This is a genomic window from Pedobacter sp. A2324 (assembly GCF_059693705.1).
Genome location: NZ_JCASSK010000004.1, coordinates 156,742 through 172,419, shown reverse-complemented (window position 1 = coordinate 172,419; position 15,678 = coordinate 156,742). Strand labels below are relative to the sequence as shown.

The window sequence follows — 15,678 nt, the reverse complement described above, 5'->3', positions numbered from 1 at the left end:
GTGATGCTTTTTTTTAATGACCTTCTGCATGGGATATGCACGTCCCGGATATACGATAGGTTATAAAATGAACATTAGTGTATTGATCTTTTTTTATATAACCAATACAAGATCATAGATTTTATAAAGCAACTTTAAAAACTAATGGACACCTTTTTGTCAAGGCATGTACCCAATGGCCTTTTTCATTTGCGAAGAAAGGTTATTAATATCTGCAGACTGATTGAATATTGAGAAATTTTGATTGTAGTCCCAAATGATACCTGGGATTTTGCGTACATCCAGTTCGCTTCTCACAGCTAACAGGTATTTTGCAAGTTCATGATCAGGAACATACCTGCGGTATGCTCCATATTCTCCGCAAAGCACAGGCACATGGTTTTTCAATGACCAGCTGGCCACAATCTGAAGTTTGTCGCTGATTGCCCCTTGCTTCCCCTCATTTTTATAATTATTATAATTTTTCTCACCTGCTGTACCTAGTGCAAGAGGATTAATCGGAGGCATCGTCCCGGCCGTATATGGAAAGGGAATTCCTTTGGTACTCACCTGCTTTCCCACCCACTCTGCACCCTGATGAGTAAAAATAAAAGGTTCATAAAAATGGAAAGTATAAATAACGTTTTTGGCAGATAATGGTTTAATTCTGCTTAGCTCGTAAATACTGTTGTAATTAGATGCACCTATAATAATCGTTCGGTCAGGAGAATATTTCCGGATGGCAGCAATTACTTTCCCTGCCAGCGGCAACCATAAGGTGTCACTAATGGTCGGTTCGTTAAGAATCTCAAAGTAAAGGTTTTCGGAACTAATCTTTCTAAACTTCTTTTCAATGACACCCCATAGCTGTATAAGCCTGCCGCTGTCACGCAGATAAGTTTCTTTTTTCAAAGTACCATAATGATTCACCAAAATCAAATGAAGTCGAAACTGCCTGCAATTCGAAATCACATCCTCAATATTGGTCATCAAAGCGGCCCGCTCAGCCTTAGATCCATTCAGATAAAACTTTTCAAAATCTACGGGTAACCTTATGGTTTTAAAGCCGAGTTTTCGGATAAGCTCAAAATCTTTGTAATTGATTGGTTTTGATTGTAAAACTTTAGGATTCCAGTAATTTTCAAGCCAGGATATATTAATCCCTCTGGATAATTGCCTGTTTCTATCAAACGACCGGTCTTTCTGCGCAAAAACATTAAATTGAACATATAATACAAGTAAAATCACTACAAGTATACGTTTCATAGTATAAATTTTGTTACTTTTAGGCAGTCTTCATCCTTAGTCGTTTATGATCCTGCATTCCAAAGATAGCATAATCCATGCTATCCAAGTAAATGATAATGCACTGCACAAGCAGCTGGTAAAAAAATACCTGTACTACTCCAATATCATTATTTGGACGGTTATTTTCTTTTACCCTTTGTTAGGTATATTGGATTACATTTATGCCTACGAAATATATCAAACCCTCCTTCTTATCAAGGTGATAACGGTTTTAGTCATTTATGCAGTATATGATATCTGTTCGGCAAAACGGGCATCGCCCCTGATCCCGCTGCATGTTACTTTTTTTACCATTTCGTGTAATGCCGCCGTACTCTGTAATCTGGTGTCGTTTGAAGTTGCACCAATATTTTTTCTAGTTTATGCAAGTTTGTTTATGCTGTTTAACCTAGCTGTATTCTGGCATCCATCTAATTCTTTTGGTCATTTTTTCTCCACGTTGTTCATGATTGTGCTTTGTTTTCACACAATTAACAATGGAAGTCTGGCATTATTTATTACTCAAGGGGCCGGATTGTTTATTATGACAGGGTTCTTTTCCTGCTTTATACCTGTAGCCCGGCATAGCATCATCAAAAGAAATACACTGAATGACCTGAAAGTGAAATATTCAACTGCTCAGCTCCATGTGCTCCATCAAGAGCTGTCTAAAAAAAATATTGAAATCGAAGAGTCTAACTCCAGACTAACAGAACTGGTGATGCAGCAAGATACTTTTCTTTCGTTGGTAAAACAGGATATTCATGTATTTATCGATGAAATTAACCGAACCTCTAAACAGATGCGCCAAACAGACACTAATCTGAATGCGATTGCCGATATACAGCACAGTGTGGCCAGTTTGGAGCAACTCGTACAGCTGTTACCCGAGGAAGATGATGCACCTGCAAGCGATATCCTGTTGCAATACTCAGCGGTTGATGTATTGCAGTCTGTTAAAGAGGTTGCCGCTTGCATGACCTTACAGTTCGCAAGCCATCAGGTCTCCTTTCAGCAAGTTGCCAAACAACCGAAATACAGGCAACAGCTTGATCAGCTTTATTTCGATCAGCTTCTTTTTAATTTGTTTGCAAACAGTTTAAAATTTTCATCTCCCGGCTGCACATTTTTAACCAGCGTCAGAACTATCGAAAAAGAAGATGTGCTTGTAATTGCTTGCATTAACGCCAACGTAAACCTGAATCCTTTCCGTTCAGAAAACTGGATGCCTGCACATCCAACACCACAAAGCCTTCAGAAAGGCCTTGGCCCGGGGTTTTATATCGCGAGGTTGCTGGCAAATAAAATGAATGCAAATCTGCATTACCATAGCAGCACAAACTATTCAGCCTATGAAATCAGATTTAATACCCAATCACCAGATGAATACTAATAACACAAATCCAATATGAAAAAACTTTACCTTCTGGTCTTTTTTGCATTAATTGGTCTCCACCTTTTTGCGCAGCGCAGTTTTAGTTCTTACGGTATTCCTACCCAAATTCTAAAAGGTACCAGCGGCTCTTACAGCTATTACATCCGCTTATTGCCCAATCAGCAGATAAATGGCAGTATGCTATCACTGCAGTATGAAATCCCGGCTACGCTGAATTTCAATAAAAGTTACATACATGTTTCCATAAACGACGAGCCCACCTTTAGTGGCGCCATCATTAAAGACTCGGTAAACAGGATATTAATTCCTATGCAGTTAAACTCCGGACAGAAGGATGTTTTCCTAAAATTAACTATCCGTGCGCAGTTATTCGTTGGCGATGATCCTTGTCAGGATGAAAACAATCCCTCTCTTTGGCTTAAGGTTTTACCGTCTACTGCAATTAACTGGGCCTTAAACAAAAATTACGGTCTGGCAGCAATTAATCTTTCTAATACCCTGTTTACGAAGAAAGCGATCGTGTACCCGAATAATATATCTTCGGGGGAGCTGCAAACCGTGGCCCTAACCTATGCCAGACTGCGAAAAGCAGGTATAAATGACATCAGATTGTATTCACAGGATGAAATGCCGGCACAGCTAAAGGATTTTATTTACATTGGCTTGTTACACAAAATAAAACCTGCTTTCAGATCAAAAATTAAGATAGGTCCAAAAGCTGGTCAGGGCTTGGTTTACCTTTATAAAAATAATGGTCTCGATCAGGTTGATCAGGTGTTGTTTCTAACAGCCAAAGACATTCCGGGCTTATCAAAATCCCTGGATGCGGTATTGACTAAAGGAATTTTTGAGGCTTGCTTCCAGGATCATCTTCTGATTAACAAATCGGCATATAAACCCTATACAAAAACAAACCGGCTTTACCTTTCTGATCTGGAAGACAATAATATCCTGATGACTGGAAGCGGGAGTTTATATCACAATTTCGCCTTTAAAACTTCGGCCTTTGCCGACTTGCCGGCCGATATCAATGCCGAATTCAGCATCAAATATACCGGGCTGGAGAAACAAGACAGAGGTTATTTCAACATTTACCTTAATAATGCACTCATCTCGAGCACTCAATTGAATGAGTCCGGATCGTTAAGAGTGAGCACAAGTGTTAACCGTTATCAATTGAAAAAGTTCAACACTTTAAGAACGGAATTTGTATTCCATGCTGCTGATGGAATTTGCGCAGGAAACTTTCGCAACTTTATCGGACAGGTCGATGCCAAAAACTCTTATCTCACTGTTCAATCAAAACTTAGTGAGAAAAACCTTACTTTTTTTAGTTATCCTGATGCTTTCCAGCAAGAGGCTGCAATACTTGTATCTAAGAATGCCTTGTCGTCATCAGTACAGGCAATAGCCAAACTGGTTAGTGAAATTAACGATCATTACAGCAATGAAATCAGATACCGTCCGGTGGTTGACTTTGCAGACCATGCGGAACAGTACGCAGGAAAAAACATTATTGTTATTTCCGGAAGAAAAGATGCCTTGTTAGGGAAGTTCAAGCAAATGCCGCTTAAATATAACCAGTCTTTTGCCATATATGATAATGCCAGCAATGAGGTAATTTACCAGCTGTCGGCACCAGATCGTTCTGCTATAGCACAAATTTTTGAAGATGAACAGTTCCCCGCGGTGCTATCCATTACCATTCCTGATGAAGGCTTTTCGTCTGCAGCATTACAACAAACAGTCAGCAATATGAACGAGCAACTGAACCAATTTTCAGGAAATACGCTCATTAGCAATAAAAGTGATCACCTCATTTTTAACCTGGCGCAAAACAGCAATAATGTACGGTATGCCGATAATGGAAACACGGCGTTCAGCTTATTTTGGGGAAAATATAAACTCCTCCTGCTGGCAGGCACTTTGTTCCTGATCTTCCTGAGCTACCTGTATGTTCGTAAAAAAGTTAAACAATCTCAAAAAATTGTAACCGCTTAATCCTTAAATGATGAAACTTAAACCTAAAACATCAATACTTATACTTTTGGTATGCGCCTGTTTTACACAGGAATGCTTCGGTAGCGGCTTCCCGACTGGAAAAAGAAAAACACTTCTTTCCCCTTATCTAAGTTACTTTAAGGCGGTAGCTTACCGGGATGCAGATGGAAACAAATTTGATTATGGCAACAATGGAAAATACACCTCACTTACGGCACAACTATACCTTGAGCATGGCATAACAGACCGGCTGGATCTTGTCGCCAAAATACCATTAAGTTCTGCCAGATTTGCGAATGATTATCAAAGCAATACCAATACTACATTAACCGACCTTGAGGTAGGCCTAAAGTACAATTTCGTGAAGTTCAATAAAGATCAGTATTATCTGTCAGGGCAGGCCCTTGCCAGTGTTCCGCTATATGGAACGAATAAAAATCCGGTAGCAGGGTATGGCCAGTTCGGAACAGAACTAAAGCTCATGTTTAGTGGAAATGCTTCGGAACGCACTTATTTCAACGTAGAAGCCGGATACCGCCAATACCTGGGAGATAAGGTAGGCAATGTTGGTCAATTTACCTACCTGGCCACTTCGGGACTAAAAATCGGGAAAAACAATCAGCTTACAGGCGAATTCAGCGGCGTTAGCTCCTACCGGTCAAATTTATTTGACCCTCAGAATTTAGCTTCAAATACTGCCTTCACTTATATAAAGGCAACTTTGGGTATTGGCCAGCGGATTACAGGGAATGACTGGATTTTCGCAGGGGTTTTCCATGATGTATTCAACCGAAACTCGGGAATAGGCGAAGGCGGAATGTTAACCGGAATTATCCGCTTTTAGCATGCCAGACATAGCCACAGATCAATTGGGAAAATTATTGCTCCATCAGGGATTGATTAACCATCGGCAACTGAAGCGTATGATTGATTTCGAGCAATCCAGCGGTCTATCCCTCATCAAGATTGCGCTTAATTTTGGCTATATCAGCCGTAAGCGCTATAAGCAATTTCTTGAAGGTTATGGCTATTTCTTTCATAATATAAGACAGGAAACTGTTGATCAACTGGTCATGATCAAAAACGATCTCAAAGAAGTAGACCGGAATCTAATTTTACCCCTGAGGATTGAAGATAACAGACTCGTCGTTGCTGTCGCCAATCCTTACGCATTATCTGATATCGGATCGGTATCGCAAAACTGGGGTATGGAAACGGAAGTAATCGTCTGCTCAGATCTGGATATGCTATGGTTAGCGCATAAATTACTAGGCGGAGAATATGTAAAGTCTGCAGTGTTTGATTTGCTCAACCGCGATCCAGATAGTTCTGCGTTGGTTACCTTTACCCCCAACCAGCTGATCGTTCTGTTCAGCGTATGCGCGCTGGTGGCAATTGCCTTATTTCTCAATTTTATCAATACCACCATCATCATCAACATCTTAATGAGCACCTTCTTCCTGGTGGCTATTGTTTTTAAACTTTACCTTGCCCTAACCGGATCCAAACTTGAACTATTTCAAGCGGTAAGCAAGAAAGAACTAAAACAAATGAACACTAAGGAATTGCCTGTTTTCACTATTCAGTTACCGGTTTACAAAGAAGATAAGCTGATTCGAAAACTGATCTGGAATCTGCAATCTCTTGACTATCCCAGAGAAAAACTGGACATTAAATTGTTAATTGAGGAAGATGACGACAAGACTCTCAATGCGGTAAGGGATCTTGATTTCCCGGCCATATTCGAAGTAGTAGTGGTACCTTTTCACATGCCCAAAACCAAGCCTAAGGCCTGTAACTATGGCTTACATTTCTCCAGGGGCGAATATCTCACCATTTATGATGCGGAAGACGTACCAGACCAGGACCAGCTGAAAAAGGTTGTACTTTTATTTAACAAACTACCCTCGAATTTTATATGTATCCAATGTGCCTTAAATTATTTTAACAGGAACGAAAATTTCCTGACCAAAATGTTTACACTGGAATATTCTTACTGGTTTGATTACATGCTGCCAGGTTTGGGCACTTTGGACATTCCCATTCCACTTGGCGGTACAAGCAATCATTTTAAAATGGAGAAGCTAATAGAGCTTGGGGGCTGGGATCCTTTTAATGTAACAGAAGACGCTGATCTTGGCATTCGTGCCTTCGCTAAGGGTTACAAGGTAGCGCTCGTAAATTCCACCACCTACGAGGAAGCCAATAATGAACCTTTCAACTGGATCAGACAAAGGTCTCGTTGGATTAAGGGTTATATGCAAACCTATCTGGTACATATGCGCAATCCTGCAGAGCTGATCAGGAAAATTGGATGGAAAGGTTTTTGGGGATTTAATTTTTTTATTGGCGCTACTCCACTCACATTTCTTGTCTATCCGATACTGCTTGTCCTTTTTTTATGCTACATTATTTTAGACCTGAAAAACATCAAAACCATCTTTCCAGACTGGGTACTTTATATCTCCACTTTTAACCTGGTTGTTGGTAATATATTGATGATTTATGTAAATATGATTGCAGTTTTTAAGCGACGCTTTTACGAGCTGATTCTATTTGCCATTGTTAACCCTGTCTATTGGCTTATGCATTCCATTTCAGCATATAAAGGTCTATGGCAACTAGTTACAAAACCATTTTATTGGGAAAAAACAAATCATGGCCTAAGTAAAGTAAGTGCCCAGCAGGGAAAAAAAACCGAACAATGAAAACTTTAATCCAATCTAAATACCGTTTATACCCTATCTCTTTCCTGCTTTTCGGCTATTATCTTACCCTGGCTTATTTATTATTTTATAAGGGTATCTACAGCAACGAAGGCTTATTTTTCGCAGAGAAATCTATTTTATTCAGGGGTGGTAATGTAGATAAAATTACATTGGTTGGATTAACATTCCCCCAGCTTTCTTTTCTTTCCACCTGGTTATTTTCCATTTTTGATATTGCTTTCGCACCCTACATCACTTCAGCAGCGGGCACTTCGGTCTTGTTTTTTGTTATTGCTAATTCAATTGAAACGCACCAGCACAGGCACTGGCTTTTTGCAGGAATAATAATGACCTTTTTGTTTCACCCGGCTTTCTTGTTCATCGCCGTATCAGGTAAAAGTGATTATATGACCCTGATTTTCTTTTATCTTTTTATTTCTGCCTTTTACAAATATTTTAAATATAATACCTCTTATCACATATCGGTGGCCAGTATATATTTTACCATGCTGGTTTTCTCAAATTTTAAGTTTATATGGCTAGCCCTCTTTATACTGCCGGTTATTTTTATTGCGGCGCTGCAGTCCATGCAGATTGCCAAAACAGACCCGCTTGAACGTATTGCCTTTGCATTTAATAGCCTCTCTATCAGAAGAAAGCTCACCAATAAGACCATTGCAGTTTATTTGATTGTATTTGCATTACCATTAACAGGTGTTTTTGTTTTCAGGCTTTTAAACCAGGTTTATACTGGCGACCCTAACTATTTTTTAGACAGCCCTTATGCCAATTACCTGGCTATAGTTAACCAAACAGAAAACTTTAACAGCTTTAATCCTGTTGAGCATACTTTTTTCTTTCCTGAGATGAGCTTTTTGACCACAGTACGAATTTTGCTGTATGCGCCAATGATTTTACTTTGCCTGTCTATTTTTAAAAGTAATATGCGTAATACCTTTATCGTATTTGCAATGTTCCTTTTTATGGAATTCCTTAAAATCAAATATCCCGACGTTTTTCTACAGGTTGGATTTTATGCCGCCTTCATCTGCATGTGCTGGGGAATTATTTTAAATGCCAGGCATTTAGAAAACTTACGTTTTACCGGTCAGTTCTATCTGGCAGTAACTTTACTCCAATTGGTAAGTGGATATCTGATGATGAAAAATTCCAATATTCCTGAAGAGCGGAATTATATTGCTCAATTTGCAAAAATGGTTTCTCAACCAAACGCAATAGTTGCAGATGAAGATAAGTTGTTTGCTGAGAAAATTGCTCAGATTCCGGAGATGGACAAAATACTGACTGATGATGCTACCTCCTATCGCATCATTGCGCTGTCGCGTTCTGCAAAACAATTCCTGGTACCGTCCCAAAAAACCTTTCTGGCCGCACTTGAAGTTCCAAAAAAACATGTTGAATATATTCTCATACCCAGCGACACAAATCCAGGTAGATATTTTAGCCTTTTAAACAGCGGTGTACTGGAAAGACTGACGAGGAACGGCCTTGTCTTGAAAAAAGCCTTTTCCAATAAAAACTGGGTTTTATATAGCCTGAATGGTATACCCCCGTCTGATCGACATCATTTACAGCCATGATCACTCCATTTCTCCATTTGCAATCCCCTCTGAAAACCGGCCAAATTCATACTTAAAAGGCCAACCCAACTTCAAATTCGTCTCTGAACCGCATCTGACCCATTCGATACTTACATCTTGTTTGCCGGTTGAAATTTAGTCAATAGCCATCTCTTTCTTCCTTATCCACAAACCATTCACAATGGAAAATGTTAATAAATAATCCATTATGAAAACACCTGAAAAACAACATAGCCAGCCTGGCATCGAATCCGGAATGGATCCAAGACCTGAAGTAATTAAAAAAACCTATCAGGGAAGTGGTAAACTTGCCGGAAAGGTGGCGCTGATTACGGGGGGCGACAGTGGGATAGGACGCGCAGTTGCCGTACATTACGCACGGGAAGGTGCCCATGTTGCCATCGTTTATCTCAGCGAAGATGGCGATGCGAAAGAAACGCAAACAATGGTTGAGGCTGAAGACAAATCCTGTCTTTTAATTAAAGGAGATGTTAAAAAACCTGCCTTTTGCAGTAAAGCAGTTGAAAAGGTTGTTCAGCATTTCGGCAAATTAAATATTCTGGTGAACAACGCCGGTATGCAGGTACCGCAGAAAGATCCGAAAAAAATAGATCATAAACAGCTTGAGGATACTTTCAGGACGAACATTTTTGGCTACTTCTATTTTGCTGATGAAGTATTGCCGCACCTCGGGCCGGGCGATTGCATCATCAATACCACTTCAGTGACTGCCTATCGCTCTTCACCAAACCTGATTGATTATTCTTCAACGAAAGGCGCAATTACCTCCTTCACGCGGTCGCTGGCAACGAACCTGGCTAAAACGGGGATTCGGGTAAATGCGGTGGCGCCAGGCCCGGTTTGGACACCACTGATTGTTTCTACCTTTGACGAAGAAAAAATTAAGTCTTTTGGTTCTGAAACTGCCATGGAACGTGCCGGACAACCCTCAGAAGTTGCCCCCGCTTATGTTTTTCTGGCCAGCGAAGATGCTTCTTTTATTACCGGACAGGTGATCCATGTTAATGGCGGGGAAGTGGTGAATGGCTAGCGGCACATTTTTACATTATAATTTTAGTCAGCCACCAAAAAAAACAAGCAGGTTTTAGCTTTTTTGAAAAATATCAAACCAAAATAAAAAGCGGAGGGTTCTTTAATAGAACAGATAAAGAATCAACCCAATGGATGATAACAAAATTACCAGAAGAAAAGCGCTGGGCGGCCTAAGCCTGGCGATGGCGGCAGTAGCAGCCTCACCTATATTAGCAAATGCCGGAGAGCCAGGTGGCCTCCATTTGGGCGATGCAGATTTACAGGATCCGACTACAAAATATCCGAGACCACCTTTTATCCATCAAAATCAGCCTTGGCCAGCCCTGGCAAGCAAAATGGACCCCCGGCCGGATCATGGAGAAACAACTTACAAGGGCTCAGGTCGCTTATCAGGCAGAAAAGCTTTAATCACTGGTGGAGACTCAGGGATGGGCAGAGCAGCAGCAATCGCCTACGCCCGCGAAGGCGCAGATGTAGCCATCAATTACCTTCCTCAGGAAGAGCCCGATGCAAAGGAAGTGATTGAACTTATAAAAAAAGCCGGAAGAAAAGCAATCGCAATCCCAGGCGATATCCGCGACGAAAGCTTTTGTAAAAAACTCGTGGATGAAGCAGCCAAACAGCTTGGTGGATTAGATATCTTAGTCAGCAATGCAGCCCGACAACAATCTAATCCTTCTATTCTCGACATTACCAGCGATCAGTTTGACTGGACAATCAAAACCAATATTTACGCCCCGTTCTGGATCATTAAAGCCGCATTACCTTATCTGAAACCGGGCTCATCGATCATCGGTACCACTTCAGTCCAGGCTACCGATCCCTCCCCGGATCTTTATGATTATGCACAAACAAAAGCTGCGACCACAAATTTCGTGAAGTCACTGGCAAAGCAATTAGGTCCGAAAGGCATACGCGTAAATGGGGTGGCACCCGGTCCAATATGGACACCACTCCAAATGGGGGGTGGCTCGACACCTGAAAAACTTAAAGCATTTGGTAAAGACACCCCTTTAGGCCGGCCTGGACAACCTGCTGAACTGGCATCTATATATGTACAACTCGCTTCCAATGATGCGAGCTTTTCAACAGGCCAGATTTATGGGGCAGCTGGTGGAAACGGCCAGCCATAGTCTTCCTCAAACTCATCAGTCCAGTACCGCATTATGCGGTGTTGGGCTGATCAATATTATAAAACGAACATTACGATTACTTCGACGACGTTTAACCGGCAGGCAGTTCAAACGAAAATTCCGATCCGCTTCCCAGTTCGCTCTTAAGCACAATCTGAGAACCATGAAGCGTTAAAACGGTAGATACCAGGTAAAGCCCAATTCCGAATCCGGGAATAAGTTTGGTTTTTTCGGTTTCCACTCTATGAAATTTCTGGAACAAAAGTTTTTGATTTTCTGTAGAAATGCCCAGCCCTTTATCAGCTACCTTAATGTTTACCATCTGGTGGTGACGTTCGCAACTGACCGTGATGTCACCCCCGTCTGGAGAATATTTCTGAGCATTACTGATCAGGTTGGTGATCACCATGGCAATTTTTTCCTGATCCGCATTTACCTTACAGGAAGCCAGTCCCTGATAATTGATCGCATGTTTATGACTGATGACCAATGCATCAGCTATACAGTCATCAAGGGTATTTACCACGTCGAATACTGCATTCTCAATGCTGATTTTGCCTTCTTCAAAGCGGGATAGGTTTAAAAAGTCCCTGATCATGTTCTCCATTTTTTTTGCCTGAACTTCTGCCCTGCCCAAGGCTTTCAACAGGAAAATCTCATCAGAAGTTTTTTTAGCAGCAACCTGAATATACGATTTAAGCGAAGTGAGCGGTGTTTTAAGTTCGTGACTCACAAAACTTACAAACTCATCCTTCTTCTGCTGCATTAATTTTTTATCGTTAATGTCGCGTGCTATTTTAGATAAACCAACCACATTGCCGTAATTATCTTTTATGGGTGAAATGGTTAGCGATACGTGAATCAGCGTACCATCTTTTCTGAGTCTTTGCGTTTCGAAATGATCCACCCGTAAACCCTGCCGTAGTTGAGAAAGAATTTTAGGCTCTTCATCATGACGCTCAAGGGGAATAAGTTTAAGAATTGATTCTCCAATCATTTCATCTGGCAAATACCCGAATATCCGCGTTGCAGATGCATTCCAGCTGGTAATGATACTGTTTAAATCTTTACTGATGATGGCATCGTCTGAAGATTCAATAATGGAATTGAGTACCGCACTTTTCTCATCTACCAGTGTGAGCGCACGGATCAGTTGCCTCAGTTCCGCATTGTCGAGCTTTAATTCGGTTTCCCGCTTTTCGTACCCTTTAATCTTCTCTATGATATCTTTAGTTCCGCTCATGGTTTAATTTGCAAACAATATAGGAATAATCACCTGATTTTCGCAATACGGCACGCATTAGCTACAATGATACATGGGGTTAATTGATAACATAATCCCTAATCTGCATCTTAATCTTACCGGTTTTTGTTTCCATACTTTTCATTTTCTTGCGATCGATGGTCGTCCCCTTCCCCATGAAATTAAGCGGGATCTTCAGTTTTTCTATGGCAAAACTGGCTTCAACATAATTTGGAAGCACATCTTTTGGCGTAATATACCTCATCAAAAGACTGTATGAGCCTTCCTTCTTCGTATTGATATCAAGCGCAGCAATCTGCAAAGCCTTGCTGTCCATATAAATGGTTACCAGCGCCATTTCCGATGCAGGTGTAGTCGGGATCACATTGATTACTTTTAGGCGCTGTCCGTTTCTTTGCTCCACCCCCCTGTCTACCGTAATAAAAGGATATTTAAAAATCTCTGCCAGCGAAAAATCGAGGCCTCGTTTAGGCAGCATCACAAAATCTTTTGAAGTAAATTCCATCCTTTTGCCCACAGCATATACTACCCTTGCTTTTTTTGTTGGCATATTGATAAAAGGAACATCAAGATCCAGAACAATATTCGCAGAGAACTTCTTCACCGCGTCCATCTTTTTTTTAATAGCCAGAAGATCTGAGTCGATCTGTTGTGCAGCCACCAGCTGAGGAATGAGCAATATCAATAATATAATCTTTCTCATCATCCGATATCGTTTTTATGAAATACATAAATGCCCAAACCACCGAACCCAAGGGCGTAAAGCAACAGCATGAAATTGTTAACCAGCACCTGATACCAGTCCGGCTCGTAGGCAAAAAGTTGTTGCCAGCTGTCGATTAACTTTGGAAAGAAAAACTGATTAATGACCTCGGCACCAAAGTCTACTTTAAGCAATAAGGTAGTGATGATTAGAAAAAGAGCTGAAGCAATCCAGGTTTTTGATGACTCTTTAATCATTACCGCAAGAGTGAGACTCACTACGGCATAAAAAATCATTGACACCGCACCCGAAGCAAATGCCCAGCAAATCCGGTCAAATGCATCTGCAGCAGTGAAAAAATTTAAGGTACCCAGATACACCACCAGGTCGCCATTACCAAATATGGAATAAGCCAGCACAAAAGTGCTCAGCATCATAAATAAAATCACAAAAACAGTAAATGCAATGGCAGTAATGTATTTCGCAGCCATAAATTTCCATTTATCAACAGCCTGTAACATCACCGTTTGTATGGTACCGTCTTTATACTCATCTGTAACCAGCCCCGATGTTACAATCATCAGTATCAGCGGTAAATTGAACCATAACGAATTCAGTACAATGTACATCATCAGGTTCCCGTTCAGCAAACTGCCTTCAAAATAAAATGACTGTTTCAGGTTATCGAGCAACAAATCGAGAATGGTACTCCCCTGATAGTATGCGGTAAATAAAATGAGGGATTCGATAATAAGAATGGCACCGAATGCATAATAGGTTTTGCTCTGCCTGATGAGCTTGATCCATTCGGCTTTAAGCAGTAATCGCATCTGATTTGGTTTTGGTAAGTTCTTCAAGCGTAATCACCGGCAGACAGGACGTGACCTGGATGCCTTCATTTAAAAGGTTTTGAAGCAGCGCCGGAACATCTTCCGCCAGGCAATTAACCTTCGCATCATTTGGACCGAATTCAACAGTAAAGTTTTGAAGGATATGAGACGACGCGATGTTTCTGGCTGAAATACTGAAACTCGTAATATGTGCTTCAATAAGGTCTTGCGTGGGACCGTGATTGACAATCCTTCCCTGCTCAATGATGTATAGCGTGTCGCAGCACCTCGTAATTTCGCCCATCATGTGCGAGGAAAGTAAAACAGCAATGTGCTCTTCCCTGGCCAGTCTAACAATCAGGCTGATCAAGTCAGATACACCCACTGGATCAAGTCCCGAAAATGGCTCATCCAATACCAGACATTCAGGATTATTGATCAAAGCGATCGCGATACCCAACCGCTGTTTCATGCCCAGCGAAAAATTCCTCACCGGATCTTTCCTGTCGACCGGTAAACCTACCTTTAATAATATTTCATTAACAGCGGCTGGCGAAGTGGAAGCGCCCTGAATACCGGCGAAAATGCGAATATTATCCTGTGCATTCAGATAAGGATACAAGCCTGGCCTTTCAATAATGCCGCCCACAGGCTTTTTACGTGTAGAATCTATAACCAAAGATCCGCTGTCAGGTTTAATAAGCCCGCATAGAATTCTGAAAAGCGTTGTTTTACCGGCGCCATTTCTACCCAGTAAACCGCAAATCTGTCCCGCAGCAATGTCAATGGATACTTCTTCAAGCGCAACCGCAGAAGGATATCGTTTACTTAATTTTTTTCCGCTAAGCATGTACTTGTATATTGATGATGTTGATACATCTGATGGAAATCAAACTTAGGTGCATAGTACTTCTCTAAAAAGGTTCGGGAAAGAAAAGACCGCTTGAAAAGAAATAAGGGATCCTGAACCATAAACCGGGGCACAAAATGATACCACCTGATGCCCATCCTTTCGTAAAAAGACCTTACCTGTTGCTGAAGCCCCAGTTCGGCAGCAGCGACCAGAAATGCTGAACGCTGACATTTCGACCCCATATACGGATAGGCCATGCGGGGATTGAACCCGTGAAGGAAAAGATTGTCTTTGATACGTTTATAATTCTGAAACCGCGACCAGCCATCCATTACCACCAGAAAGATGTGGCTAAAGGCAAAGAGAACCGAACCGGCCCAAAAGAGGCTCAGCATAATCTGCCCTTCATTAAATGCATCGCGCAGGCTAGTGTAGTAGAGCCAGGATTCGAAAACAAAAATGATAAGGGAAAGGTGTAATAGAAACCCGACATTCCAGTAGGAACGCAACATATGACGCTGTTTGGGTAATGCTGAAAAATCTATAGCTGAATGCTCAAAAGCAGCTGGAATACGGTGCTGAAAATAATGTTGTTCTACCACTAATCAATTGAAAAATAGGTCACCATATTTCATGGAATTGAAGTAAAATACATGAATCATGTTGACTAAGGGCCAATATAGCGATTATCAAGATTTAATTCAGAATCCTCGTCATCATGTTACATTTACCCCTACGTCCGGATATTCATCGTCACATAACAGCCGTTTATCGATGAATGATGTAAAAATGATCTGTCCTGAATTTTATAATACTATATTTACAGAAGTAAGGGGTGAGAGCCTTACATCAACAAAAGTTGAGAGCGTT

At 41.1% G+C, this 15,678-nt stretch carries 13 protein-coding genes; 7 read left to right on the top strand and 6 right to left on the bottom strand.

The genetic code is table 11. The annotated features are described in order from the left end of the window. Nucleotides 1-159: 159 nt before the first annotated feature. A complete protein-coding gene (locus tag AC570I_RS13305) occupies nucleotides 160-1,245 on the bottom strand; it encodes a glycoside hydrolase family 5 protein (protein ID WP_497405805.1) in 1,086 nt (361 codons plus the stop codon). A 46-nt stretch (nucleotides 1,246-1,291) separates the two neighbouring features. Here AC570I_RS13305 and AC570I_RS13300 point away from each other — a divergent pair, with 46 nt between their 5' ends. The 7 genes from AC570I_RS13300 (at nucleotide 1,292) to AC570I_RS13270 (ending at nucleotide 11,158) form a co-directional block, all read left to right on the top strand. After that, a complete protein-coding gene (locus AC570I_RS13300) occupies nucleotides 1,292-2,659 on the top strand; it encodes a histidine kinase (protein WP_497405804.1) in 1,368 nt (455 codons plus the stop codon). 15 nt (nucleotides 2,660-2,674) lie between these two features. Next, a complete protein-coding gene (locus AC570I_RS13295; protein WP_497405803.1) occupies nucleotides 2,675-4,663 on the top strand; it encodes a cellulose biosynthesis cyclic di-GMP-binding regulatory protein BcsB in 1,989 nt (662 codons plus the stop codon). Between the two features lie 7 nt (nucleotides 4,664-4,670). After that, on the top strand, nucleotides 4,671-5,507 hold the full coding sequence (locus tag AC570I_RS13290) for a hypothetical protein (protein WP_497405802.1): 837 nt from the start codon (nucleotides 4,671-4,673) through the stop codon (nucleotides 5,505-5,507). Between the two features lies 1 nt (nucleotide 5,508). After that, nucleotides 5,509-7,371, top strand: coding sequence for a glycosyltransferase family 2 protein (locus AC570I_RS13285; RefSeq protein ID WP_497405801.1), 1,863 nt, complete (start codon nucleotides 5,509-5,511; stop codon nucleotides 7,369-7,371). Next, nucleotides 7,368-8,972, top strand: coding sequence for a hypothetical protein (locus AC570I_RS13280; RefSeq protein WP_497405800.1), 1,605 nt, complete (start codon nucleotides 7,368-7,370; stop codon nucleotides 8,970-8,972). The genes AC570I_RS13285 and AC570I_RS13280 overlap by 4 nt, the downstream gene beginning before the upstream one ends. 208 nt (nucleotides 8,973-9,180) lie before the next feature. Continuing rightward, nucleotides 9,181-10,023, top strand: a complete 843-nt coding sequence (locus tag AC570I_RS13275; protein WP_497405799.1) for an SDR family oxidoreductase — start codon at nucleotides 9,181-9,183, stop codon at nucleotides 10,021-10,023. A 130-nt stretch (nucleotides 10,024-10,153) separates the two neighbouring features. Next, a complete protein-coding gene (locus AC570I_RS13270; RefSeq protein ID WP_497405798.1) occupies nucleotides 10,154-11,158 on the top strand; it encodes an SDR family oxidoreductase in 1,005 nt (334 codons plus the stop codon). 91 nt (nucleotides 11,159-11,249) lie between these two features. Here the strand turns inward: AC570I_RS13270 and AC570I_RS13265 are convergent, their stop codons facing one another. The 5 genes from AC570I_RS13265 to AC570I_RS13245 form a co-directional block, all read right to left on the bottom strand. Next, complete coding sequence (locus AC570I_RS13265) at nucleotides 11,250-12,401, bottom strand: sensor histidine kinase (protein WP_497405797.1); 1,152 nt, start codon at nucleotides 12,399-12,401, stop codon at nucleotides 11,250-11,252. 79 nt (nucleotides 12,402-12,480) lie between these two features. Beyond that, entirely contained in the window at nucleotides 12,481-13,128 is a 648-nt protein-coding gene (locus tag AC570I_RS13260) for a hypothetical protein (protein ID WP_497405796.1), read from the bottom strand. Continuing rightward, nucleotides 13,125-13,955, bottom strand: coding sequence for a DUF2705 family protein (locus AC570I_RS13255; protein ID WP_497405795.1), 831 nt, complete (start codon nucleotides 13,953-13,955; stop codon nucleotides 13,125-13,127). The genes AC570I_RS13260 and AC570I_RS13255 overlap by 4 nt, the downstream gene beginning before the upstream one ends. After that, nucleotides 13,939-14,805 carry an ABC transporter ATP-binding protein gene (locus tag AC570I_RS13250; RefSeq protein WP_497405794.1) on the bottom strand — a complete coding sequence of 289 codons (867 nt, stop codon included), beginning with the start codon at nucleotides 14,803-14,805 and terminating at the stop codon, nucleotides 13,939-13,941. The genes AC570I_RS13255 and AC570I_RS13250 overlap by 17 nt, the downstream gene beginning before the upstream one ends. Beyond that, entirely contained in the window at nucleotides 14,784-15,320 is a 537-nt protein-coding gene (locus AC570I_RS13245) for a hypothetical protein (RefSeq protein ID WP_497405793.1), read from the bottom strand. The genes AC570I_RS13250 and AC570I_RS13245 overlap by 22 nt, the downstream gene beginning before the upstream one ends. Between the last annotated feature and the right edge of the window lie 358 nt (nucleotides 15,321-15,678).